Genomic DNA, 24542 nt, shown 5'->3' on the forward strand with positions numbered 1-24542 from the left:
CCTTAAGATCGTTTTTTAACTCAAAAGTCGCTGGTGTTATTTATAAACTCTAGTTCTGCTTCTGTAGAGTCCCTACCCAGAGCTTTGTTACGATGGGGATAACGACCAAATTTTTCTATTATCTCTCTGTGCTTTACTTCATAGTCGTAGTAGCCTTCCAGGCCAGGTTCGGCGAATAGCTTCATCGCAGTGTCATGGATCACCAATGACTCACTGTGCATAAATGGCATGTACAAAAATGCTTTCTGATCAGGTGCCATATCGACCTGGGCATTTGCGCGCACGGCTTCCTGAGAGAGGACCAGGGCCTGAGTATCATTCTTGAACGCCTGAGGTGTCCCCCTGAACATGTTTCTTGAAAACTGATCCAGCAGAATGATTTCCTGAAGTCTGCCAAACGGGTTATCCCGATCTTCAAACAACTCACCTCTGACAGCCGCATAATGTAAATCAAGAAACTTTTCCCGAAGCAACGCATCAAACTGCTCATCCTTTTCCCACCACTTATCTTCTTCGATTTCATCAAACCAGAAATTGATAACCGGACGTACCTTCATATTCTTCTCCTTATATCTTTTTATGTACTTTTAAATGCTAGGCTAAATAGGCCTGTATCTTATCCTGAATGGCTTTATCTGACGGGTCGAGCTCTGGCGCAAATCGCTCAACGATTTGACCCGTTTTATCAATGATAAACTTCTCAAAATTCCAATCTATCTGACCTGGCTTAGGTGACCGTTCATTGGTTAGAAAATGATATAACGGGCACTGGTTCTCTCCATTTACATCCACTTTTTCGGTAAGCTTAAATGTAATGGCATAGTTTTTTTCGCAAAAGGATTTGATTTGTGCGGCATCGCCGGGCTCTTGCGCCCAAAACTGATTGCACGGTACACCTAAAACCTCAAACCCCTGATCTTTGAAAGTATCGTAAGTTTTCTGTAGCTGCTTATACTGCGGTGTATAGTCGCATTCACTGGCCACGTTTACTATCATGACGACTTTCCCGGCATAACTCGAAAGAGGCAAGATCTCACCCGTGAGATCTTGTATAGTTAAATCATAAAACGCACTCACGCTCTTCTCCTTAATGATTTGTAATCTAATTTCTCGCTTTACACACTATATAGCAAGCGCTTCATTGCTACTTTTGCGCTCAAAAGAGCGATACGCTGAAAAATAGCCTTCGTCCAACTTCTTATAGTGTTTAATCGCCAATTCCATAGAGTTAACTTGCTCCCATTTAACCTCGCTAACCTGAAATGCAGCAAGCAAATCCTCTCCCAGTTTCGGCATCAGCGGCGACACGTAATAGCCCAAGTACACCAAAGCGGTAGCTCTGAGCTGAAGACTAGTGCGCGCCTGGTTCTTAAAACCCAATGTGTTGAAAAGGTATTGTTCACTTTGAGAGAAATGCCACAAAGCTTCTATAAAATACACCAGTGTATTAGCCGCACTGTGAAGCGAAAAGCGCTCAGGATGGTAACTCTTCTCCATTTTTTCGGCAAAATGGCGCAAATCATCATAAAAGGCCACATGCTGTTCATTCCAGGCCCCTGCCTCGGACAAGGTCTCTGAACCAGGTGCATGCATGGACAGATGCGTATTGAAGTCGCCGATTACCCGACTAAACTTGCCAGCCCAAAGATGCTGAGACTTTTGCTGAAAATCAGCCAGACTAAAGTTAGACCGGAAAGATTCAGGACTGTTCAATGCCAGATAGAAGCGCCCGATATCTGGATTATTCTTTTTAAAGAACTCGTTACCCCAGATGGCATGGCCACGGCTGGTTGAGAACTTTTCGCCTTCCAAACACAGAAACTCGTTAGTAATGAAGCGGTCGGGAAATTTAATTTTTTCATTATAGCCCCACCATAAGCAGGGGAAGAGCGCGGTGAAAAAGTTGCCATTGTCGAACCCGAAGAAGTGTATCAGCTTTGCATCACCCGAGTCGGCCCAATTGGTACCTTCTTGCAAAGACCACTGCTCTGCAAACTGGGGCTGCTCAGACATATAAATAAATGCCGCGGCCATTTCTGCCCACACATAATAAACCTGATCTTCATAGCCACTTATGGTCGATTTGATCCCCCAGTGGGTCGGGTGTGTGACTGCAATTTCCAGATCATCATGGGCTTCTAATGCATCACATAACTGCAGCAGGTGCGCTTTCATCCCCGTATTCTGCCAAAATGCTTTCAATTGAGTCATGTACTTATGTATAGGAAGATAAAGTCGCTTGATGCGCTTTTTCAAGAGCTTCTCACTCCCAAACTTGGATTGCGGTGCTATGAGATCCACACATTGATTAGGCAGCCCGCACTGTTCACAGGCGCTCCCATCAGAACCGGCACCGCAGTGAGGGCAAGTTCCTTTAATATACGCCTCAAACAAGTACTCCCCAGTTTGATCGCAAAAATAAGCATCTTCTTCTTTCTCAATTAGCACACCTTTACTGTGCAACTGAGTGAAGAAAGCCTGAATATATGCATCATAGTCAGCTGCTTCATCAGGCGAAATAATCAAATCTAAATCAATCCCCGCCAGCTGATAAGTTTGCTTAATGCTTTCGCTAAAATGCGTCAGTGTTTGTTCCGCGGTTTGTCCGTGTTGCTGTGCCTTAAGTGGAACATAACTCTGGTTGCGGTCTAAACCAGTTGCATAGTTAACCTCTACTCCCTTAGACACCAAGTACCGTTTCATGACATCCGCCGCTAAATAGGGACCAGACAAATGGCCTAAATGTAAGTTGCCGTTGGGCGTAGGTGGGGTCGCGATTAACATCGCTTTGCGTGGTAACACAGGCATCGCCTGGCCAGCTAAAGCCTGGCGTTCAAGCTCTGCTTCTCGCCACCAAATGCTGACAAAACGCAGGTCTTCACTACCGGTGTTGATGATACTGTGGCGACTGAAAGACTCTGACAGTATTAAAGTCCCAGCTTCAATCGCTTCACTTTGACCGTTGCCATGATCAAACACCCCCTGGCCGGTTAGTATTATGAAAAACTCAGTTTCGTGATGCGCATGTGGTGTTGAACTTGTCCCCGCAGAGACTATTCCTACCATCCCCTGTGCTGTGTCCAGTGGTTTTCCAAGGCCTTCATCAAGCCCTAGATAATATACATTGTAGAACTTCTCTAACTCTGATTTACTTAATTCCTTGACCTGCATTTTAACGCCCCCACTCTCGTTTTTACGCGTTATTACTCATATAGATATCGCTCAAACAACAAACCCGATCCTGTAACAGTGCAAAATTGATGGCCTGATACACGTCTTTATCTGTCACATAGCGCTGTTCAGTTGCCTGTGCGTGCTCTTCCCATTCCCCCTGTTCGGTGGGCGTGTGATTAATAAATTTAGGCGGATAGATGGTCATCACTCTCAATCCACTTCCAGCCATTCGGTCACGGATCCGTGAAGCAAAGGTGGCCATGGCTTTTTTCGCCGCTGAATAGGCTTCATGTGCCGGCTCTGAAGTTGTCGGTAGCGCACTCACAGAGGAGATATTTACAATATCCGGGCAATGAGAACGCGCCAGCAATGACAACAGGCTTTTCGTCATTAACGAGGAGCCTGTGAGTGTCGAACTTATTGCCTGCACGATATCCTCATCTTTGACAGACAAAAACGGCCCTTGTAACCAATACCCTGCATTATTGATTAAAATATCTATATGGTCGGTGTCTTTCTCCAGTTGAGATTTGAGTACCGCGATTTGATCGGCAAAGCACATATCTGCGCCATAGCAATGTAGCCTGGCTTCAGGAACAAAATTGTGAACCATAGCAGCTGTTAGCTGAGCCTTTTCCATTGTTCTGGCAACCAGAAATACCTCAGCGCCCTGCTGAGCAAAACGGATTGCAAGAATTCTACCAAAATCCGGACTGGCTCCCGTAATGAGTACTCGCTTGTCTTTGAATTGTGAAGTCATTTCCCATATTCCAAGTTTGTATTCTGGCACCAAAAAAGAACCAGACATGCTTTTAGTCGAACACAGCATTACCTGTACGCGCGCCGCATACATCACTCTGTCCATCTCTGAATGACCTGTACCTAAAGGGATATTTTTCTTTAGTCAGTAGTAATGAGCCATTTACAACGACTCGCCGTCATTATCTGGCTCATTTGAAAACGCAGTCCTTGTCGACTGATTTGTTAAGTGAGCAGACAAAGCACTAAGTATGCCTTGCCTGATCAAAGTGATTACGCTTCGTCAATCACTTCCGTCGCAGACGCGTTGTTGTTGCTTAATATAATCTTATCAATTGAGCACACCCGATCCTGAGATAGGGCAAATTTAATACACTCAAATACGTTGCGTGCGGTCAGATACTTCAATTCTGTGTGCGATCTGCGCTCATTCCACTGCTCGTCATCTAACGGCGAAGGATTATCGAAATTTGGTGGATAAACAGAAATAACGCGCACGCCTTGTCCTTTCATGCGATGACGTAACCTATCCGCAAAGGTAGACTGGGCAGATTTGGCCGCACTGAAGGCTTCATTGACTGTCGAATGTGTGTTGTTTTCCAGGCTTGCTGTACTGTTGACAAAAACGATGTCCGGAGTTTTCGAGTTTTTCAATAAAGGCAGGAAGTGTTTCGTCATTAAGATGCTACCTGTCGCCGTTGAATTGATAGTCTCGACAATGCCGGTATCATCAGCTTGTGCCAGATGGCCATCGAGCCAGTAGGACGCATTATTAATCAGGATATCCACTTCACCTGACACTTCCTGAACACCATGGGCAAACTTTTCAATATCAGCGGGCTTAGATACATCCACCTGAAATGTGGATATCTTGGCATCAGGAACCACCTCCTTGACTAACTTAGCCGTCGCATCAACCTTCTCTAACGTTCTGGCTGATAAAAATAACTCTGCGCCCATTTGAGCAAACAATATAGACAGTGTTTGCCCAAAGTCCGGACTTGCACCCGTAATCACAACCTTTTTATTTTCAAAACTCATTTGATCTTTCCTAGCAAAATGAAATTAAACTGTCTTTGCACCTTCACGCAATGCAAAGCACATTAGCTTTTCCTTTAAGTTCTACATTAAATGAGAACCATTTGTTTTGTAACATAAAAGACACCAACATCCAACCAAACAGCTGCAAACAAGCCACATGATAGTAATATATTAATAAAATTCATTTACTACCGCGTTGGGCAAGTCAAGGTGCCGGAGTGTAAATTCACTCATCGTGTATTCCCGATCACAAAACCCCTGATGGCGCTGCAAGTACGACATTGGTTCATGTGGCGCTTCAATCATACACTGGTCGGCAAGTCTCAAGGCGCGCTCAACACTTTCCTCAAACCCTCCAACCGGATAGATCACACTAACCCGTTGGCGAGTCTGCGCCACCATGTGTTCAAATTCATCGACTGCCGCATCATCACAGCAAATCACATTGGTACTTCTGTTATTCAAATCCAAGTGTAAGATTAATTCAGCCAGATTACGGTGCACGCCCAGTGCCAGAACAGTGTCTACCTGGGTATCTGCAACCAGCCTGCTTTTATCAACACAAGAAAACGACCGCCCTAATCGCAACCGCAGTAAATGCAAAAGATGTGCACCGTAGCGACTGCCGTCGCAAAAGACCGCAAGACGTGGCGTTTTTTCCAACACAGCCACCATCATATCCAACATTTTTCCTTCATCAGGACAAATACGAAATACGTTTTTAAAGTGCGTCAGTTCAGCTTTGGTTGCTGCCGGCAAAAGCAAAGGTATTCCTTTTTCAAGGTAGACAGGCGCAGCCAGCGTTGCACAAAAACTATTGAGGTGACCCACGACAATGCGTGCACCGCAACTAATAATTTGACTGGTGCAAGCCGCAATAGCGTCAGGTTGTGCTTCATCGTCAAATAACTCGCACTCAATACCTTCGCTGTGCTTCAGTTTGTCGGCGACTTGAGCCAACATGCGACCATAATCTGAACGAGGACCACTAAGTGGGCCGACTAAAGCAATATCCGTTTTTACCTTTTTCATCATAACCTACCCACTTAAACACGCGTTTCGTCAGGTAACAAACTGTCAAAGCTGTCCAACTCAGCGACCCAACGTTCTGTTTTTAATGCCATGAGAGACGCCTTGCTGTGTAATGAATAAGGGGCGAACAGCGCAAAGTTAAGGTCACATGCTTCACTGCTTTTTATATCCTGAATCGAGTCACCTATGAACAGGATCCTGTTGGTGCTTTCGGCATCCTGAATTTTTCTAAGGTTTGATACTTTGTCTACGGGTCCACCATATATCGCCTTAAAGAATCGACTCAGGCCTTTGTCTTGAAGCACAGTACATGCTTTTTCCTGAGGTGAGCCAGTCGCCACATAGAGTGTGACTCCCTTACTTTCAAGCATTGCGAGCAATTGCCTGACCCCGGGGATCACCTGTGCAGACAAATACGCCTCTTCGCTGTAGGTGGAAAACCCAAGATCCAGCTTTGCAAACAAATCACCCGCAAGCAGAGCGGATAGCATGTCCTGATACACACCAAAGTGTTGCTGTCTTGATTTGCCAAAATTGGATTCAAAGTAGCCAATAAACTCCGCGCTCAGCTCGGTATGCAACTCGTCAATTGTGCGTTGCATTGCTTGCACTTTGCTACGATTCGAGTCTATCAGGACACCGTCCATATCAAACACGACAACATCAAAATCCTCTACTCTGTTCACACTTTCACCCTTATATCGCACCTGCTCTTAGGCAGGCTCAGCTACACTCGCTTCCAGACACATATCCAAAACATCAGCCCGGAATCGACTCGCATCGTGCTGCGCCAACTCGTCGAGCACAGCCAACAAAGCCATCCTGTCCAGGTGCTTATTCGCGATCAGCACCTGTATATACATAGGATGAATTTTTTTCTCTGCCGCAATGTAATAAAACAGGTTAGTGCCCCATTTGTACTTTTCCAAAAGCGGCTCTATGTGACATGCAATCAATTGGTTCATATGCCCATGATGCGCTTTATATCGCTCATAATATAAAGCATTGAGCAACGACTCAGTCGTTACATTACCAGCGCCGCGCCCCATGCCATTTACCGTCGAATCTATCCAGGTTATACCTGTATTTGTAGCTTCAAGCGCGTTAAGCAGGGCCAGTCCCTTGTTGTCATGGCCATGAAAACCGATTTCTCCTTGCCATGCTTTTCTGATACTGGCGACCACTTTTGGAATATCCAGCGGAGTCATGCAACCAAACGAGTCTGCAAAGTAAACAGACTCGACCAGCTCAAGTTCTTCCAGTCCCAGCAGGCTGTGTGATAGTTCAGCTAAAACGCCATTGGTCACTTGCATCAAATTGAGCGCTACACGGTAGCCCTGCGCAGCCAGGCGTCTGATCAACGGGCTGACTTTACTGACCTCTTTGTAATTAATCGCCACTCGCATTAAGTCAACCACTGACTCACTTGCAGGCTTTATACAGCGACACATGAACTCATCGAGCGCTTGCGTACTCGACACGACCTGCTTGGCATCTAACATCACGGCATAAGTCAAACCCGCCGGCAAAGGTAAGCCTGCTAAGAATTCGTCCGAACAGTTAGCGAACCGCCCACGACGGTTATCGGGATTTGCATCGCGATAACCTAACTCTACGATATCGACACCACAACCAGACATCACCGCCAAATATTGCTCTACAAATTTGTCAGAAAAGTCCCAATTATTGTGATACCCCCCATCCCGGAGGGTACAATCTAGCAAGGTTATTTTTGCCATTTTACCTGCTCCATCAAGGAGTAAATGTAGTCAAAAGTTCTGTCAACTTCACTCAGCGTTTCCTGATCCGGAATATAATCCAGTGGCGGGCGTACACGATCACTTTTAAATACACCCAGGCGTTTCAAAGTATGTTTACCGATCGTCTGATAGCAATCGACACTGTTCATCATCAGGCACATCAGGTAGGACAGCGCATGCGCAATATTTCGAGCATCATCAACTCGATCTGCTTTGAGCAAACTCCACAGACAAACCAGAATTTCGACGGTGTCAGCTGCCGGGATAGTCCCCGCGAGTCCTCGTCGATAACAGTCTTGCAGCATCATGCCGCCATCACCTTCAAAGATCTTCGCCTTACCCTCCGACATATCTCGCAAGATGCTGAGTTTGGGCGGCGTAGGCGACGATTCAGGCTTGAACAATACCTTATCCTGACCAAACTCGTTTACCAGTCGAGCCTGATTTTCCTGCGATAATGGGATCTTCGCATAACTTTTAGCATGGTGGATCATCACGGGGATCGACACGCGAGTGATCACTTCCTGATAATAGTTATACATTTGCTCTTCACTCAGCGCAGTCGTGGTGGGGTGCATAAGTAGCAGGCAGTCTACTCCGGCGTCTTGGGCATGCAAAGAATAGTCAATGGCGTTCCTGGTACTCTCAGCACCGGTACTGGCAATAACAATTCCCCGATTTTCGTTTTGCGCAACAGCCAGTTCAATTAAACTATGACGCTCAAAGGTGTTGAGTCTGAGCAATTCAGACACCTGGCCAATCACAAACCCATTAGCGCCGGCGTTGTATACGTGATCAATTTGCTTGCGATAATCCTCTTCGTCAATATCGTATGCTGCATCGAAAGGAGTTAAACAGACTGGCAATACACCTTCAATTACTTTGTTCATCACTTTAGTCCTTGTTACTTATGATTTATTAATTCGTCTACACGTTGCGCAATTGCCGGGGCAAGCTTAAATCCGCCACCACTGAATCCGGCTGCGACAACAATGTTCTCGTTTTCGTTCACAAACTTGATTTCTCCATGCCCGTGCTGGGTATAGGAATCGAAACACCGATAGCCTCCCAAACTCTGCATGGCCTCGGCCCAGCTAAATCGCTTATCCGCCTGCTCGCAAATCAGTTGAGTGTGGTTTGCAGCAATAGGCGATTTAGGCAAGTCCAGTTGGCGGTTAAATGTCGGGTACCCAACCAGGACCGCGCCCTCTCTGTCTGGACGCCCATTCAGGTTATATTCGTCATCAATGTAAGCCGGGTGTTGTTTCGGGAAAACGTCACTTTTAAATCGGTTTACCTGAATTTCCTGAGCATACACTGAGGTCTGCAAGCCGGCTTGTTCTAATAAAGCAGTGGACAATGGTCCTGCACACACCACAACCTTGGCTGCGTAGATAGGTCCCATATTGGTTTGTAAGCCCTGAAACTGGTCTTTTGCCATTAACAGCCTTTCAACCTGACACCCCTCAATCACAACGCCCCCTGCTCTCTCACCCGCTTTTGCCCAGGCGATTGTTGTTTCATAGGTGTCCATAAAGCCGGCGCCAGGCTCATAAACAACACCTTGTCCGGATGAGATGTTCAAAAATGGAAATTGTTTTTTCGCTTCCTGATCCGTTAACCAGTGCATTTCTACAACTGAAGACAACCGGTCAACTTCACTCCTGAGCGCCTGATTTCTCTGTGGTTTATCCAGATAAATAAAACCGGTTTCTGTGAGCGAACAGTGACTGTCGGTATACTCTGCAAACTGGCGATAATAGTGATAACCCTGTACCGCCATATCACTTAGCACCGGATCCGAATGAAAACAGCGCACGATCCCACCGGAGTAACTGGTTGCTCCCTGACATAATCTGTCTTTTTCAAGCAAAGCAACCTTTACACCTTGCTGAGCCAGGCGATGAAAAGCTGCAGCTCCAACCACACCACCACCGATCACGACGACATCAAATGAATTCATAATTACGCTCCTTAACCGAGCTATCCTGCGTCGCCGCGGGCTTAGTTACGCTTTCATTATTAACGGGAACATCAAGAATATTTTGCAAGATCTCTTCGCTGCGAACAGACAGAGTCGATAGTAAGGTATCAGTAAGCCCATGTGCATTTTCACTGAACCCTTGCAATATAATCCTGGCATTAACATGCGCTTGCGTTTTGACACAAAAGTACCGAGAGATAATCGGCTTGTTTTGCTCAAACTCAATCAAACCATACAATGAATCAAGCAAAGGGTGTGGAGACGCTCTTTCATACCCTGTTGCCATAATCAACGCATCAAAGTGCTCTGTTACGGCCTTGTCATTGTGGATATCTCTTAGTGTCACCCTGACTTTGTTCGATGTGACTTTGGCGTCTTCGACACGGGTCATACGACGAAAATGTAAACGTGGTACGCCCTCCACCTCTTCCTGATAATGAATATGATAAAGCTTATCAATTAATTCAATATCTACGACGTTATAGTTAGTCTGGCTCAACTCCGCGAGCAGCGCATCCCGACGTTTAGCAGCCACGTTGTAAAACACATCCACAGCATCTGGATCAAAAATCTCATTCACAAAGCTGCTTTCATCAGCTGGTTTGTAACCAAACCCACCAAACACGGAATGCACGGTTGCCTGCGGGAAGTTGGCATGCAGGTACTCGACGATCTCCGCTCCACTCTGGCCTCCACCAGCAACGCAAAATGATGGAGTACCCGTGTGTTCAAACTGCGCAATATTCGATAAAAACCCGGAACTGTGCCAAATTTTACCTGGAAAAGGTTGGATATTCTCCGGAAATTTAGGAGTTCCACCTGTCGCAATCACCAGATTTCGACAAAACACTGACTCTATCTCACCGCTTTCCACATGCTGATAAAATACCTGCCATAGATTCACTGACTCAGTGCCAACAGGCTGCACATCTATCACACGTTTTGAATACTGCACAACAGCAGGTAGTTTGTCGGCAGCCCATCTAAAATACTTACAAAACTCCATACGAGTTGGATTAAAAGTTTTCAGATTTGAGAACTTCAGCAATCTACCCTGTGCTTTCAGATAACTTAAGAAACTATACTCACTGGCAGGGTTACGCAGCGTTACTAAGTCCTTTATAAATGACACCTGTATCGTGGCATCTTTAATCAACATATCCTTGTGCCAAATGAACTCTGCTGAGCGTTCAATAAAACTCATCGACAAAGGTGTATCGGCACTTTGGTTATACTCTTCAATAGCAATCGCTAAGGCCAGGTTTGAAGGGCCAAAACCTACGCCAACCACGTCCAGTATTTGCATAATATTCTACATCCTAACGGCTGTATTTGATTAAAATTCAGGCAAAGCAACACATACTCTGAGGTCACCCTGAGTGACTCAATGCGGCTTCATATACACATCTGTCAGCTTTACCCACTCGAATTAATACCTAGTCAACGCCAAAAGGTAAATTTAAAGTTAAAAAATACACTTTAGGTGCAGTAAAAGGACATATGCACCAGACTTACTCACTTATGCATTGACTATGTATCTAAGTAGCATAAAGTTAAAATTCGACGCGATGATCACGTCTGTCATACGCATAGATTTTTTCCATAGGTAGCCAATCTGTGACCCCCTGGTTATTCTCCAGACGTTGTAATAAGCCTCCACACAACTCATCCCACTCTTTAACTTTAGGGCCGATATTCACATACTGTTTAAAGTCGCGCTCAATAACCAATCGCTCATCGGCTTCGATATACATAAACAATTTTAAAGGCGGCATATGGAAAAGCTGCATCGATTTAATGCCCATTTTCTCAAAGGCATCCTTCACTTCAGGCCAAACATCTCGATGGAGCGCTTCGTAGTGTTCACGACTGGCATCGTCTTTGAAATTAATACTGAATCCATAAGATTTCATCGGTCAACTCCTTCTATTTCTACGTCTCTTGTGTCGTAGTGATAAATCTTGTTCATCACGGCCCATTCGGTTTTGCTGTCGTTTTCTGGCCATCTCTCTAACAATTCCATGTGCATGATATCGTCCCAGCCCTGAACTCTGGGGTGCAACCCCATCGCCGCGGCAAAACTGTCATATGGAACAAAGTCATTTTCTGTTTCCATATGCATGAATAACGTCAGCTCATCCATAAAGAAAATTTGTACCGAGCGAACACCTATATCATCAAGCGCATCGTGTACTTCTGGCCACACGGACTTGTGATACTGGAAGTAGCGCTCTTTCGCAGCTTCATTACGAAGCTTGATCGTAAAGCCATAAGTTTTCAAACCAACCTCACTATTCATCTTTAGTCATAATTTAAACGTACGTTCACCTCACAGAGAAGCCTAAAACGTGATACGTACAGCTGAATTTAAATTTTTATATGTCTGGTTCACGCAATGAACCCGTTTTCATTTCAATGTAGAGAACGATGAAATCTTTTCTAATAGGTGCGTCTCAGATAAACGCTCAATTGCTTGTACATTTTTATAGATAGAATGAGGATACACTCACGGCAAATCTCACGCGTGAGATCTGCAAAAACGCACGTATTTTAAACCTGAAACCATACTAAAAGATTAACACTTGTCGCTCTAGCACTCTATTCGACTTAGGTCTGAAGTGTGCTTTTTCTCTTGTTTTCCTGCTTTGTAAGCCACCATATCGGCCAGCAAAGACGATACTTTTTCCATTGATAAGCGCTGATTCATCACACACAAACGTAATACTGATTTCCCCTGATACTGGGTCGGTACCACAAAACCTAAGCCCTTAGACAACAAAGCGTTACTCCAATGTTCATAATCATTCTGTTGCCAATCGTTGCAGCTGATTAGTACTACGGTCAGATCCGTATGTTCTATCAGTTCCAGTGTTTTTGAGGCCTGGACTTTTTCACGAATTTGATGCGTCAAATCAAGTAGCTTGTTCAACGTAGCTGCATACGCCTCTGTGCCATACACACTCAGAGAAAACCACAAAGGGACACCTCTGGCCCGGCGTGATAAGTGCAGCGCATAGTGCATTGGGTTCCATTCAGCAGTCGCATTGATCTGATCCAAATAAGCAGCACTTTGCTCAAAAGCTGCCGGCACATGTGTAGGGTCACGATACAGTAATGCACAGCAATCATAAGGCACAAACAAGCCCTTATGCGGATCAATGATGACTGAATCTGCTAACTCTATCCCGGAAAACTTCTTTTTTAACTCAGGAATACACAAAAATGCCCCACCATATGCTGCATCAACATGGAACCAAATATTCAGTTCATTGGCCAACCCACCCAGGCCCTTCAAATCGTCAATTTGGCCTGTGTTTGTTGCGCCAGCAGAAGCGACCAGCGCAACTATATCATCACCTCTACCTTGCTGGACGAGATCTTCAATGGCACGCTGTGCCGCTGCCGCGTTGAATTTACCCTCGGCATCAGCAGCCACCTGGATCACTTCTATATTGAGCACATAAGCACAGTTGACGATTGAGGCATGAGCCGTATCGCAGATCACTAAGACTTCATTGTGACCCTGTAATTTTGAGCCGGAACGCTTGGACCTTGCTGCACTTCGCGCCGCAATTAGCGCGGATAAATTACCAGCCGTACCGCCAGACACAAAGCTACCACCGGCTTTTTCTTCAAAGCCAATAAGCTGGCAGAGCCAATCTAGAGCTTGGTTTTCTGCCCATATTAACCCGGCGCCACCTAACCACGCTGAACCAATCATACCAGTTGATGAGAGTAAGCCATCCATCAATGCAGCTGCTGGCGTCGGCGCGCTGCCAACGTAAGCAAGATAGTCCTTGTGATTTGTGGGTATTCCCTGTTGAGAGAGCAAGCTAGCAAATGCCGCCAAAGCGCGCTCAACCCCTACACCCTGCGAACAAATTGAGTGTTCTGAATCACATAACTCAGCGACCTGGCGGCTGATAGACAGGTAGTCCTGCGGTTCGCTGAGCGCAGCGTGTTCAGCCATGACCAGTTCTTTCATTGTAGACATGATCAGGTCAATATCCTGCTCGCTTGCAGCGTCGCTGTTAATGGATGGCAACACTGAAGCAGCGGCCTTGCTATGTGAGTCAGACAAATTAGGATCCTTTTAATCTCATCAATTTCAAATGTGTACACTTGCTGACGAAGTAATCGTCATGCAACATGAAAGCGCTTTGATAAACAGCACAAGGTGTATTGTTACGTCTTATATACCACCATAAACGAGCACAATCATAAATCCATGCATAACGATGCCGTGAGGATGCTAGGCATCCTGATTATGAAATACGATATTGGTGGCAGAAGGGAGCGATTTCGACTGTCCCTTAAACTGTGATTACTATGACATCAAATAATTCATAATGTAAAGCATGTACACAAATTATTTTTTACGATAGGGTAAATACTCATTCCATTTATTTTAACATGTATAACAAGTATGCTGCTAAGCAGCCTCCTTGCTTGGGCCTAGGCAGCCTTGAATGCTTAGTGATAGCGCTTTTTGTACACTGTACTTTAAGGAGAATAGACGTGGGTAAAATCTATCCATTCGGTTACAATGATGCGGCGGTCAACATTATGAAAACCCGTACCGCACAGGATAATGCAAAATTATTTTTAAACTATGCAAAACCAAATATGCACATTCTGGACGTAGGCTGTGGTCCCGGCTCAATCACGATTGGACTGGCTCAGGCATTACCTGATTGCCACATCATTGGTATTGACAAAGAAGGCTCTCAATTAGACATTGCGTCAGAAGCAGCATTGCAGCACAAAGTAGTTAACTGTTCATTCGAGCAAGCCAGCATTTTTGAACTACCCTACGAAAATGACAGTTTTGATGCGGTATACGGGCACACTATTTTGATGCACTTCAAAGAAGTTGAAGCAGCACTGGCAGAGATCCGCCGGGTGTTAAAACCAGGAGGCTACATTAGTTTCAGAGAAGTGGACTTTGGATCCAATATTTTCTACCCATCTGATAGTGCTTTGGCTGAAGTGATGGGCTTATTTAGGCGTTCTTTTTTCCACAACGACGCCAACCCGGATTTAGGACGTTCTCTCGCACACTTACTTGAGCAAAATGGCTTTTCTGTCAAAGAGTTTAATATCAGTATGTCACAGGCTACAACCCTTACTCAAAAAGAAGGAATGTATCAGTCAATGGTTGCTTTGTGGCAACAAGCTGAGTTTCCTGCTCAGGCCGTTGAACTTGGCTGGATAACTCAGAACCAACGAGATGCCATTCCCGCGCAACTCATCACTGAAGCGAGCCAATCACATACGCTTAATTCAACCTGCTATGTGGAGGTCGTCGCAACACTGACCTGATAGTGTGACCCTAATCCGCCGGGCCGAAACCGGCGTCTCCGGGCTACTGGACACAGCATAGTGAATGTGACAAAAAATAAGTGATAAAGATGAATACACACATCTTATTTGCGCTGTCTTTAGTGTTAACAGTGCAAATTTTAAGTACTTTAGGCACAGTGATCATCAAGTATATGGGAACGGAAGTCGCGTTTTTCCAACTCATCTTCTATCGTCAACTGGCCTCAAGCCTGCTGGTTATTCCTTTTTTATATAAAATGTTTGGCGCATTGAAGCCACCGGCACACAAACGTATACACCTGCTCAGAGGCGTATTGATTGCTATCGGGAACATCACCTTCATGATTGCAATCGTCAATTTACCGCTGTTGACGGTAACCGCTATCGTTTATCTATCCCCGATCTTTCTGGTAATAATGAGCCACTTTGTGATCAAAGAGCAATATACCTTTCAAAAGCTGATGTCTGCACTCGCCGGGTTTATTGGGATCTTAATTATCACCAATCCATCACAAATTAACATATATGGTTTCGTCGCACTGCTCACCGCCCTGGCATTGGCACTTAATAATGCCTGTATGAAGTACGTTGCACACAAAGAACACCCTCTCGAAACATTATTCTGGTCAAACTTATACACCATTATTCTGATGATCCCCCTGTGTCTGTGGGAAGGTGTGCCCGTTTCAGCACATTTGGTTTTCAATGGCGGCGCTTTAGGTGTGCTATATGTGGTTATGACATATCTGATTATTAAAGCTTACCAAATGTGTGACGCAAGCTTGCTGGCTCCGGCTGAATACACCGGATTGGTATTTGCTTCAATCACTGGATATGTGCTGTTCTCTGAACCCACCTCTCCTGTTGCAGCAGTGGGGATCGTACTCATTATTTTATCGGTTCTGGCTCCTGCACGACTGCGTTCATCATCAGTTAAACAAGTTAACCAATTGCCATCAAACCCGACACCTGAAAACGACACAAACAAACTATAACCTCTATCAAAGGAAACTCAAAAAATGACTAAAAACATTAACCCCTTCCATCTTATCGCGGCCATTCTCAGCACAATAATTGTCTTTCTGCATGGTGTATGGGGCGGAATAGATATTGCCGACCCCTTGCTCGCATCCAGTGCCATATCCGATACTGTCAAGTACGGCATGTATTACTGTTGGCATATTACCACCCTACAGCTTGTATTCATGAGCATTGCCTATCTGGCGTGTGCATTGAACGCGCATAACAGACTGTTTGCGGCAGGAACCTTGGTCTTTACTATCTGCATTGCTGTGCTGGGTATAGCTATGGCACAGGTGTTTAATTTGCCTTTCGAGATTCTGTCTCAGGCATGGTTATTTGTACCGGTGTCGTTTTTTGGCCTGCTGGGCATCGTAAAGACAAATCGCACTTTATCAGCCATTCCCGCAGCGCAATAATCGCCTTTTTGATGCTAAGCCATCGACTATAGGTGGCTTAGCACATTCATAAAATCTAAACGCCAAATTGCTTTTCTGACCTAACCTTGCAACTAACCCCCAATCTCACCTGGCTATATACTGGTAGCCACAGAGGTTAATTCGCTCTGCGCTTAGTTCAAATCTTGCCCTTATCCAAATTTCATTTTTAATACCATTATACTTTAGCCCTAGCCCTTAGTATCTCGCCAATAGATGATTCATCAACAAAACAAAAAAGAGAAATATTTTGAACATAAATCACTTTAAAGTATCTGGATACCATGTTACTTTTTTATGGCTTATTTGTAATACCTGCTTTTACAATGTGTATTTCGTACAGTAGGTATTCTATGTAATTTACAGTGTCGTTATCCTGTGATCCCTAGCAAATTGACAGAGGCATAGACTATGCGGACAAACGATGAACTGGTTAAGCTAGCCTTCAAAAGTGGATACTTACAAGGCGCATCAAACACCAGGGAAGGCATACATATAAAACTTGAAGAAGTGCAAAATCAATTTCTAAAGAAACTGAAGGAGGAGTACCCTACCATGGAAAATGCTTAACTCAATACTAATAGTGGGTAAAGCCAGTCGCGTAGTCTTTGACTATTAAGTGTGTCGTTTTATGGATCTTTATAGTGCTTCAGACCTGTGCCGTTTCGATGGCCAACAAGGTCACAATTTAGCATTTTACCAGTGCAGCGTTTGGCTTATTCTAATTTTGTTTTTGCATAAAGTTTTGGCTATCTCTACCTTCTCATACCCGCAATGTAACATTTATTTCATGCCAATACTGTATACCTTTTTAAATGAACGTTTTTTGCGCTAAATCAATAAATAGGTAGTTGTTACTTTTTCATGTAACAAAAGTATAAATGGATGAAAGCGATTGGGTGTTAGTATCACACGCCAACCAATACACCTTTAACAGAAGGTGAACAACATTGAGTCTAATTAGGGTAGTATAAGGGAAATTACGCTCTGGTGATGGCACAGTCTGCCATGATGACTTACATATAGCGCAGTTCATGCCAGTTAAGTGTCTTAGGACACAAACAAAACATACTCGACTAATATTGAATATACTTCCGCCTGAAACCGGATAAGCTAGTTACACTCTATGACACCGACACTTTTTAACCAAAAACGGCTATCCTATTTATGGTCATGGTGCCCAGTTAGCGCTGGTATATTGCCTAGTCTTGCATCTGAAACCTACAGCTTGGTCTAATCATCTTTTTTCTCCAGGCGAAGCTTTAAAAGCCAGGCGGTTTTGAAGGCCAAAGCGAAGGCGAGCCTGCTATTTTGATCAGATTAATCCGCCATAAAAAGACTAAATACCAGGGTTTATTTTGAGTTTTTTAACAATCTCGCCTTGCTTGGGAGTTACACCGAAAACGTTGCGAAGCCCATTTTCAGGGCTCTGTTCTGACTTAGCTTTTTCAAAGCCAGCTCAGTTAAATATGCGCCAGCCGTCTTCTTTAATGAAGAATGAGCCAATAGTCTTTCTCAATGTATTACCGCTTGGTATACCGTGCATTTTACGACAGTTGAAAATACATAAATCCCCTTCTTGAGGGTTAATTTCGAGGCTTTTGAACTGCTGAAGAAACGCCAGAGCTCTGCCTTCATCCTTTTCATGCATCGCAATAAATTCATCCAGTTCTCCACGGCTTTCAGGTAAATAATCCCAGATCCTAAACCCGGCTGTATTTGTCGTACTTTCAACAGTAAGAAATGCGGCCGTTTGCAAACAGTTTTCCTTTACTGGCCAACAATTACCAGCATGTGCATAAGCATTAGAATTTGCATGCGGTGTAAAGCTAAAATGTTTCCCGGTCGACGGCGGGTACTCACACTGAGATGCGATACGCATTTCCAGATCCTGATCACACTCCAATGTTCTGACATTTAACTCTCGTTCAAAGAAAGTATAGTAAGGTGTTTGCCTGAGCCCAGAATTGACACCTCTCGCTGAATTAAAATACCGCTTTGGTCTCGCGTTACACTCACTACCCAGGGCCCGCTGTGGCTTGCTGGATGTTATCTCTTTGTTCCTGCTACCAGTATAGTACTCAGGCCTGTTCAAACCGAGTTCACTTTGCCTCTCCCACCAAAAATCAACACTTTCCTGAGCTTCAACTCGCATCAGGACCACATCGAACTCGCCCCTGTGAACATAATTGAATGCGTGTTCTAAAGTTAATATATCGACTTTCTCCGCACCCTCTATATCAAACATTCTTGCTAAATACTCTTTCTTCATTCCCTCAACCCCTTCGTGAAAAAAGCTATCGTTATTACATACTCTGCGTGTCGCAAGCTTAGGGTATACGTTTGCCTACACGCCCGGTTCTCCCTCCTGACCGCAGTATAGCGCCAGATCTCACCCGTGAGATCTGGTGCTATACTGCAAATTCACTACTTCCCATGCATAAACTACGCAATTAGCATTAACGTAATCTGTATATTCCGCTCAACTTGCTCAAATAACATCATGCAGGATTAGCGCATATCAACAAGCGAGCTTAACAGGTTACATTTTGTGTTCAGAACATACCGTGAGCTTCGGCTTTGCATCTATTAAAGTTTTGACGTCACGCCAGATGCTCCCAGGCAAACGTACTCAGTAAAGATACAAGAAATCAGAAAAACAAACGAATTAACGGCATCGTACAAACTGTATGTTTTTCGAACAGAAACAGCGTAATACAGTAATGGGTAGGGATCTAGTGTTAATCAAGTTAGACATTTGTCTTATTGAATTTATAAAATATAGAATATTTCAAGCTGAATTATGCAAGTCAAAGTACTGAACGACTAATAGCCAGCGCCAATATGGAATGCCTCAGTAAAGAGTCTCAGATCAGCCCTGCGACTGATCTTGATTTAAATATTGACTCAACTGAACCAACGCAGAAGAAATGCTCGCATGATCTTCCCAGTCCACTGTTTGCCAGTTAACACCACAGTCGATTTGTGTGACATCACTGGTTAATAGCGTCTTCAGCGCCTTAGCTGAGCGAATTGGCTCAAGCTTATACATATCAGTGGCGGGTTTACGCGCCTGATTTTTACCTGTCATCCGGGCATAGATTGTTTCAGAAACAGTCTGCTTGTCTATAGCATTCAGCGCTTTTCTGCCCTCAGCAAGCTTAAATTCAGATTCAACAGTAATCACTATCTTTTTCGCTTTTCGAAAAGATAAAGAGTTACCTTCTTCATAAGCTTTAACCACACTTGGGTAACGGGTAAGCACATTATAATTGTCATAGGCTCCCATAGATATCCCCAGGTTTGCTGCCACTTCTTTTATAGTAAGTGCTCTTTGCCCGGCGCCTTTGCGGGCCTTGTTAAGCGCATCAATCTCACTTAGCGCATTTTGAAATGCCTGTAATTTTCCATACTGAGGCAGATCTTCACGACTTGCGTTCTCCTGAAACTGCTTAACCTTAGTAAATAACGGCTTTCTGTCATAAACCTTGAACTGTTCGTATGAGTCATACCCTTTTGCATACACGAGCGCAAAAAATCGTCTATGGCCGGTCAGAATTTGAAAATCCCCGTTGTCGAGCGGATAAATCGTTGGTACCTGGATCATTTCGCATACGGCAATGTTATCACCTAACTCAATAATGGTATCTATGCTCTTTTGCGCTTTGCTCCATTCCTGAGAGCCATATTTCATGCAGTTTATGATGCAACTTTTACCAATAATCACACGTTCTTCAGCTTCGTACTTATCAACCAGCTGCCGCTTAGATAAGCGCTTTTCTATGAACAACCTGGCGTCTTCGTCTGAAATAAACACGGAAGGTAAAAAGCGACCGTTAGTCGGATCTGGTCTGACCTTACTAAGAAATACGGATTGGTACTCAAAAGATTCACTATGCAACGGGTCTTGATTGTTGACGACACTTATAAAAATTTTTTCCATCTTATTCATTGCTAATCATACCTATACAAAGCACTTTTTCCGTTTAACAAAAACAGTAAGTACGAACGACATTCCAGGCGTCATGTACAACGCCAGTGCATCGTTTGTTTAATTTATTTTTATTATTTAACTTAAACATTGAGTAGAAAAGTTCGCTTGAACCTAAGAACAAACATGAGCATACAATATTCCATATTTTAAAACATTGATAGAACGCAATCAACTGGAGGTTTGCTCAATATCTTCATATTGAATACAAATTAATAACATTTGCTTCAAAGTTATAGTCGCGTTCATGAAATAGTGCAAGCATGCTTTTGCCCTACATTGTTGTCATTCTGCCTCACTCACGCATTAATTTCTTAATAACATCAACTGGCACCTTTGCAATAGCCAACAGATTGCTACTGAACGCTTTAAAGGTGATGAAGGAGACAGCATGGCTAATAAACATCCAAACGAGTTTGTGGGGTGTTGCCTTTCTGATAAAAATCATTATAGTGGCAACCAAGTCGGCATATAGCGCAGCTTGGTAGCGCACTGTCATGGGGTGTCAGGGGTCGCAGGTTCAAATCCTGCTATGCCGACCATTCTTCTCCCCCTTAAACACTTTTCTTACTCGTAAAAGCAATTCTAACTCTTTCTTTGATCTCTGATATGGTTAATACTCTGTGCTGCTTCCCGCACTTAAAGCGCGTTATGTTTGACAATTTACTCTTTTACTGACATTAATGACTTTGACTTATTTTGAATAAAAAGTTAAAGGAAATTAAATGAAATCACTTAAAGTCAAAAAAACAAAACTCAAAACACTGGTCAATCAACAAAAATCTCTACCTTATGATGCGACACCGCACGTTGGGGGAGGTATCACTCCTGTTACGATCGCTATTACTGTCTCTATTGAGTATTGCGCTGAGCCATAAATCGCATTCACTTATGCTGGGTAGGTCTATATGAGGGCTACCCTTAACTAAACCTACCGAGTACCAATTTTAAGACCTACCTGCGTAGCAATAATCCGCTGCACAATATCTAAGCAAATTCGGGCAACGATTTATCAAATTGACGCAATCAGAGCCGGTGTTCAACGTGATTTCCACTTCCCTTCCGCAACCGACTAGCAAAGGTATTACTATCATTAAAAGAACGGTCGTGCTATAAATACACTTAAAATAACATTTTTAGCGCCGCATGTCAGAGTAAAAGGAAACTTGTAAGTAGCTGAATTTGTCAATGAAGTATTAGTAGGGATTGTGATTTTGCCAGCTCTTGCAGATAGAAATAGGCAAATAAAGTACGGGGTTTAGGCCCGGCTTAGATCCAGGGTAAGCCACTTTGGAGTGCTACAACCTGTACCTGAGTACGCACACAGCATTCCATGCATTGGCTAAGAGTATAAAACAACTTACAGGCTCGGTATCGCGCGTTTTAAGCCCGGCTGGTATGGGGCCTAACTCTGGCGCCGCCGAATAAAATACAGGCTGCTCACCTTCAGCTTTTTTTGAACACATTAATAGCACGATCGCTCGTTTTCAATTCAACGGATGATGGTATTGCTTTGCAGAGGAATAAATATGAGTGACAAAATTTACTTTAAATCAGACAACAGGTTTAATCTCAAAAAACATATGCTCAATGTGATGACACGCGCGCATCACAGAGTCGCGCCAAGACATGCAGAAAAAACCGCGATTAAATTACTGCTCACACCGGTGCGGGCTAAGCCGAAAAATACAGTACCAAGTGATATGATTGAAGGTAGTATCTCATCAAGAGAAGGATTACTTAAAACCTACCAGATGGGAAGCGGACCCGTTTGGGTATTCACTCATGGTTGGTCTGGCAGTGCCAATCAGTTCTTCCCTTTGATGCAATACATCGCAGAGCAAGGTTACACCGCTTTGGCCTTTGATCATCCGGCTCATGGCAGTAGTGAAGGCTCAGTGGGCCACCTACCCGCTTTTGTGTCTGGACTGGAAGCAGTGCTGGAGAGCACAGATCAGGTAAAAGGTGTTATAGCACACAGTATGGGCTGCGCAGCCGCAATTGAATGTAAACACCCCAAACTTATCAACAAACCACTGCTGTTGATTGCACCTTTGTTAGATTATGTCAGTAACTTATTTGGCAGTATTGAACGTTCAGGCTATTCAATGCGCTTGTTTCGCTCCGTCGTCAGTAAAGTTGAAAATGAATACAACTATCCAATGGCATCAGTCGATCCATTTGAGAAGCTGAAAAACAAAACGGCCCCCTGCATTATCGTCCATGATAAGCATGACAAATTCGCACAGTTTGCCGTATCTAAACAAGCAGCCACTAAAATGTCTAAGGTTAAACTCATAGAAACACAGGGTCTGGGGCATGGCCGAATTTTACAGAGCCAGCAAGCACAAGAAGCGTTTGACGAATTAATAACGCAATAGATAGTCAAACTTGCCCTGCCTGATGCCGTTTCTTTATGTGCGCAGGGCTAATGGTGCCTAAAACAAAGCTCAGTGTTGATTCAGAGCTAGCTGACTCAACACGGGTAATTTTGTACTAGTTTCACCATAATTTCGTGCCATGTCATTTGTTTTTGCACAATATCATCACACAGAGACTTACGAAAATACGCCAGTCTCTTTGCTGTTAGCGAGGTCAACAACGCGTTATTTTAAAGTTTAAAGCCAAGACCTTATCCCTTGCCTGTCGATATAAATCTGACAACCCCCTCGCAAACTTATTGCAAAGGGGCAGTCGATATGATCACTGTTTTATTTCCAACCCAGTAACCACTTTATCCATGACCAAAACGGTGAAGGTGGTGAAGGATCCCACTCTTCTACTTTTTGAGGCACTCCCCAATCCTTCACAAAGCCGACTGAATGCTCAATAATAAAATTGACCGTTTCTGCTTTTACTTCTTCATGGTAAGCCGCCACTTCTTTAAAAATAGGCGCATCCGGGTTACTGATAGGGTTAAATGGGCCTGTCCCTTTTATCTCCTTACCAGTGAAATTATCCACGTACCGGTAAAAGGCCGATGCATTATTTGGATTTTGGGTCATGTCCTTTAATTCAATTTGCCCAAGACGCCACTGTAACGACTGCCAGGCAGACAAGGTAATAAAAGCCACAAACTCATTCTTACGATCTTCATGATGTTTTTTATGAACATTGCGATTCAACAAGTCATGCCACCAGCTTGCACGGATCACCATATTTCTGTTTGCCAGCTCCAGCGCGCAAAATGGTACGATATAGGGCAGCGCATAAAAAATCGCTTCTCCATCGACTTCGTCTGAGTCCCCTTTTTTAAGGCTTGACTGGATACTCTCAAACTTCTCAACAAACGTATCCGTGAGATTATTTAACTTGTTAAAGCGTTGCCCACCACGAAAGTCATTGGCCTGCCTAAAGACTTCCGTAACCCCGTTGTAGTGACCTTTAATGTCATTCAAATTTGCTTCAAGGATACTCCTGTGAATGGCTTCATAAACACGCTCTTTTATTTCAGCCCAGATATCCAATTTGCGTTCAGTCAGTACACCGATGATTGCTGAAAGCGCGCTACCAACATAGGGAATTGCAGAGATCCCGGCAAGGGCTAGGCCCCGTGCCATATCTTCAAACTTTTGCTCTGCTTCGCCTTCTGGCGCCGCGCCCAGCAACATCACCTGGCCGTCTACCTTGAGTTCAAATTCAGGCCCTTGCCCATCAAAGTCCGGCTCCGGGCCTTCTGGTTTTTCATTGTCGTCTTGCATCAACATAACACTCTCCATATATTATCGTTTGAAATACAACCTGTAACATTCCACTGTTGAGTGTATATCGTGTCCATAGGTACAGCCACCTGGCGCAATCGGCGCACATTAAGTTTCTTTACACATCATCTCGTTCATCCGTTAATACAGGACAATACCTGGACACCTGAATAGATGTAAAAGCACGAGTAAGCACAATAATGACTGACGTTGTTTAGAAGGCCATCATGAGCAATATAAAGTTAGACTTACATAAAGGTGAGGTCGATATAGGACGCTTTACTGTGCGGTGGCAGTCCAATTTGTTTGTGAATAATGGGC

22 protein-coding genes and 1 tRNA gene are annotated in these 24542 nt (G+C 44.1%); 6 read left to right on the forward strand and 17 right to left on the reverse strand.

Annotated features, from left to right (window positions below):
* Window positions 1-20 precede the first annotated feature (20 nt).
* The 14 genes from QNM19_RS19915 to QNM19_RS19980 all read right to left on the reverse strand — a co-directional run bounded on the left by QNM19_RS19915 (window position 21) and on the right by QNM19_RS19980 (window position 13831).
* Entirely contained in the window at window positions 21-557 is a 537-nt protein-coding gene (locus tag QNM19_RS19915) for a DUF924 family protein (RefSeq protein WP_049866208.1), read from the reverse strand.
* Window positions 558-594: 37 nt separating this feature from the next.
* On the reverse strand, window positions 595-1077 hold the full coding sequence (locus tag QNM19_RS19920) for a glutathione peroxidase (protein ID WP_049866207.1): 483 nt from the start codon (window positions 1075-1077) through the stop codon (window positions 595-597).
* Window positions 1078-1122: 45 nt separating this feature from the next.
* Entirely contained in the window at window positions 1123-3171 is a 2049-nt protein-coding gene (locus tag QNM19_RS19925; RefSeq protein ID WP_049866206.1) for a class I tRNA ligase family protein, read from the reverse strand.
* Window positions 3172-3193: 22 nt separating this feature from the next.
* Entirely contained in the window at window positions 3194-3934 is a 741-nt protein-coding gene (locus QNM19_RS19930) for an SDR family NAD(P)-dependent oxidoreductase (RefSeq protein ID WP_197094399.1), read from the reverse strand.
* Between the two features lie 272 nt (window positions 3935-4206).
* Window positions 4207-4974 carry an SDR family NAD(P)-dependent oxidoreductase gene (locus QNM19_RS19935; protein ID WP_049866204.1) on the reverse strand — a complete coding sequence of 256 codons (768 nt, stop codon included), beginning with the start codon at window positions 4972-4974 and terminating at the stop codon, window positions 4207-4209.
* A 171-nt stretch (window positions 4975-5145) separates the two neighbouring features.
* Window positions 5146-6009, reverse strand: coding sequence for a type 1 periplasmic-binding domain-containing protein (locus QNM19_RS19940; RefSeq protein ID WP_049865258.1), 864 nt, complete (start codon window positions 6007-6009; stop codon window positions 5146-5148).
* 11 nt (window positions 6010-6020) lie between these two features.
* Complete coding sequence (locus QNM19_RS19945) at window positions 6021-6692, reverse strand: HAD family hydrolase (protein ID WP_049865257.1); 672 nt, start codon at window positions 6690-6692, stop codon at window positions 6021-6023.
* Window positions 6693-6719: 27 nt separating this feature from the next.
* A complete protein-coding gene (locus QNM19_RS19950; RefSeq protein WP_284027130.1) occupies window positions 6720-7745 on the reverse strand; it encodes a beta/alpha barrel domain-containing protein in 1026 nt (341 codons plus the stop codon).
* Entirely contained in the window at window positions 7733-8656 is a 924-nt protein-coding gene (locus QNM19_RS19955) for a dihydrodipicolinate synthase family protein (protein ID WP_049865255.1), read from the reverse strand. Before QNM19_RS19955 ends, QNM19_RS19950 begins: the two co-directional genes overlap by 13 nt.
* Window positions 8657-8670: 14 nt before the next feature.
* The gene (locus tag QNM19_RS19960; RefSeq protein WP_049865254.1) at window positions 8671-9729 is read right to left on the reverse strand and encodes an NAD(P)/FAD-dependent oxidoreductase; all 1059 of its coding nucleotides are present in this window, start codon (window positions 9727-9729) and stop codon (window positions 8671-8673) included.
* Window positions 9716-11056, reverse strand: a complete 1341-nt coding sequence (locus QNM19_RS19965) for a lysine N(6)-hydroxylase/L-ornithine N(5)-oxygenase family protein (RefSeq protein ID WP_284027131.1) — start codon at window positions 11054-11056, stop codon at window positions 9716-9718. The genes QNM19_RS19960 and QNM19_RS19965 overlap by 14 nt, the downstream gene beginning before the upstream one ends.
* A gap of 247 nt (window positions 11057-11303) precedes the next feature.
* Window positions 11304-11663: an L-rhamnose mutarotase gene (locus QNM19_RS19970; protein WP_049865251.1), complete on the reverse strand. Its 360-nt coding sequence runs from the start codon at window positions 11661-11663 to the stop codon at window positions 11304-11306.
* Window positions 11660-12049 (reverse strand): L-rhamnose mutarotase, encoded by a 390-nt coding sequence (locus QNM19_RS19975; protein WP_049865250.1) that lies wholly within the window; start codon window positions 12047-12049, stop codon window positions 11660-11662. Before QNM19_RS19975 ends, QNM19_RS19970 begins: the two co-directional genes overlap by 4 nt.
* Before the next feature lie 291 nt (window positions 12050-12340).
* On the reverse strand, window positions 12341-13831 hold the full coding sequence (locus tag QNM19_RS19980; protein ID WP_156202351.1) for a pyridoxal phosphate-dependent decarboxylase family protein: 1491 nt from the start codon (window positions 13829-13831) through the stop codon (window positions 12341-12343).
* 437 nt (window positions 13832-14268) lie between these two features.
* On the opposite strand from QNM19_RS19980, the gene QNM19_RS19985 reads away from it, so the two are divergent.
* The 3 genes from QNM19_RS19985 (at window position 14269) to QNM19_RS19995 (ending at window position 16511) form a co-directional block, all read left to right on the forward strand.
* Window positions 14269-15072, forward strand: coding sequence for a methyltransferase domain-containing protein (locus QNM19_RS19985; RefSeq protein ID WP_049865249.1), 804 nt, complete (start codon window positions 14269-14271; stop codon window positions 15070-15072).
* Window positions 15073-15161: 89 nt separating this feature from the next.
* The gene (locus QNM19_RS19990) at window positions 15162-16067 is read left to right on the forward strand and encodes a DMT family transporter (RefSeq protein WP_049865248.1); all 906 of its coding nucleotides are present in this window, start codon (window positions 15162-15164) and stop codon (window positions 16065-16067) included.
* Window positions 16068-16091: 24 nt separating this feature from the next.
* On the forward strand, window positions 16092-16511 hold the full coding sequence (locus QNM19_RS19995) for a hypothetical protein (protein ID WP_049865247.1): 420 nt from the start codon (window positions 16092-16094) through the stop codon (window positions 16509-16511).
* 1477 nt (window positions 16512-17988) lie between these two features.
* Here QNM19_RS19995 and QNM19_RS20000 read toward each other — a convergent pair.
* A complete protein-coding gene (locus tag QNM19_RS20000; protein WP_284027132.1) occupies window positions 17989-18801 on the reverse strand; it encodes a hypothetical protein in 813 nt (270 codons plus the stop codon).
* 600 nt (window positions 18802-19401) lie between these two features.
* Complete coding sequence (locus tag QNM19_RS20005; RefSeq protein WP_349654727.1) at window positions 19402-20472, reverse strand: hypothetical protein; 1071 nt, start codon at window positions 20470-20472, stop codon at window positions 19402-19404.
* Window positions 20473-20985: 513 nt separating this feature from the next.
* Here QNM19_RS20005 and QNM19_RS20010 point away from each other — a divergent pair.
* From QNM19_RS20010 to QNM19_RS20020, 3 genes are all read left to right on the forward strand, one after another.
* Window positions 20986-21062 (forward strand) — tRNA-Pro (locus QNM19_RS20010).
* A 183-nt stretch (window positions 21063-21245) separates the two neighbouring features.
* Window positions 21246-21398: a hypothetical protein gene (locus QNM19_RS20015; RefSeq protein ID WP_156202282.1), complete on the forward strand. Its 153-nt coding sequence runs from the start codon at window positions 21246-21248 to the stop codon at window positions 21396-21398.
* A gap of 651 nt (window positions 21399-22049) precedes the next feature.
* Entirely contained in the window at window positions 22050-22901 is an 852-nt protein-coding gene (locus tag QNM19_RS20020) for an alpha/beta hydrolase (protein ID WP_010385334.1), read from the forward strand.
* Between the two features lie 330 nt (window positions 22902-23231).
* Here the strand turns inward: QNM19_RS20020 and QNM19_RS20025 are convergent, their stop codons facing one another.
* The gene (locus QNM19_RS20025; protein ID WP_049864574.1) at window positions 23232-24227 is read right to left on the reverse strand and encodes a hypothetical protein; all 996 of its coding nucleotides are present in this window, start codon (window positions 24225-24227) and stop codon (window positions 23232-23234) included.
* Between the last annotated feature and the right edge of the window lie 315 nt (window positions 24228-24542).

It is taken from the genome of Pseudoalteromonas ardens, assembly GCF_030125445.1.
In the GTDB taxonomy this organism is placed as follows: domain Bacteria; phylum Pseudomonadota; class Gammaproteobacteria; order Enterobacterales; family Alteromonadaceae; genus Pseudoalteromonas; species Pseudoalteromonas ardens.

Excerpts from the sequence above, each read along its gene's own strand:
- QNM19_RS19915 (WP_049866208.1), bottom strand. The coding sequence starts at position 557 with ATGAAGGTACGTCCGGTTATCAATTTCTGGTTTGATGAAATCGAAGAA.
- QNM19_RS19925 (WP_049866206.1), bottom strand. The coding sequence starts at position 3,171 with ATGCAGGTCAAGGAATTAAGTAAATCAGAGTTAGAGAAGTTCTACAAT.
- QNM19_RS19930 (WP_197094399.1), bottom strand. The coding sequence starts at position 3,934 with ATGACTTCACAATTCAAAGACAAGCGAGTACTCATTACGGGAGCCAGT.
- QNM19_RS19935 (WP_049866204.1), bottom strand. The coding sequence starts at position 4,974 with ATGAGTTTTGAAAATAAAAAGGTTGTGATTACGGGTGCAAGTCCGGAC.
- QNM19_RS19940 (WP_049865258.1), bottom strand. The coding sequence starts at position 6,009 with ATGATGAAAAAGGTAAAAACGGATATTGCTTTAGTCGGCCCACTTAGT.
- QNM19_RS19950 (WP_284027130.1), bottom strand. The coding sequence starts at position 7,745 with ATGGCAAAAATAACCTTGCTAGATTGTACCCTCCGGGATGGGGGGTAT.
- QNM19_RS19955 (WP_049865255.1), bottom strand. The coding sequence starts at position 8,656 with ATGAACAAAGTAATTGAAGGTGTATTGCCAGTCTGTTTAACTCCTTTC.
- QNM19_RS19960 (WP_049865254.1), bottom strand. The coding sequence starts at position 9,729 with ATGAATTCATTTGATGTCGTCGTGATCGGTGGTGGTGTGGTTGGAGCT.
- QNM19_RS19965 (WP_284027131.1), bottom strand. The coding sequence starts at position 11,056 with ATGCAAATACTGGACGTGGTTGGCGTAGGTTTTGGCCCTTCAAACCTG.
- QNM19_RS19970 (WP_049865251.1), bottom strand. The coding sequence starts at position 11,663 with ATGAAATCTTATGGATTCAGTATTAATTTCAAAGACGATGCCAGTCGT.
- QNM19_RS19975 (WP_049865250.1), bottom strand. The coding sequence starts at position 12,049 with ATGAATAGTGAGGTTGGTTTGAAAACTTATGGCTTTACGATCAAGCTT.
- QNM19_RS19990 (WP_049865248.1), top strand. The coding sequence starts at position 15,162 with ATGAATACACACATCTTATTTGCGCTGTCTTTAGTGTTAACAGTGCAA.
- QNM19_RS19995 (WP_049865247.1), top strand. The coding sequence starts at position 16,092 with ATGACTAAAAACATTAACCCCTTCCATCTTATCGCGGCCATTCTCAGC.
- QNM19_RS20000 (WP_284027132.1), bottom strand. The coding sequence starts at position 18,801 with ATGAAGAAAGAGTATTTAGCAAGAATGTTTGATATAGAGGGTGCGGAG.
- QNM19_RS20005 (WP_349654727.1), bottom strand. The coding sequence starts at position 20,472 with ATGGAAAAAATTTTTATAAGTGTCGTCAACAATCAAGACCCGTTGCAT.
- QNM19_RS20015 (WP_156202282.1), top strand. The coding sequence starts at position 21,246 with ATGAAATCACTTAAAGTCAAAAAAACAAAACTCAAAACACTGGTCAAT.
- QNM19_RS20020 (WP_010385334.1), top strand. The coding sequence starts at position 22,050 with ATGAGTGACAAAATTTACTTTAAATCAGACAACAGGTTTAATCTCAAA.
- QNM19_RS20025 (WP_049864574.1), bottom strand. The coding sequence starts at position 24,227 with ATGTTGATGCAAGACGACAATGAAAAACCAGAAGGCCCGGAGCCGGAC.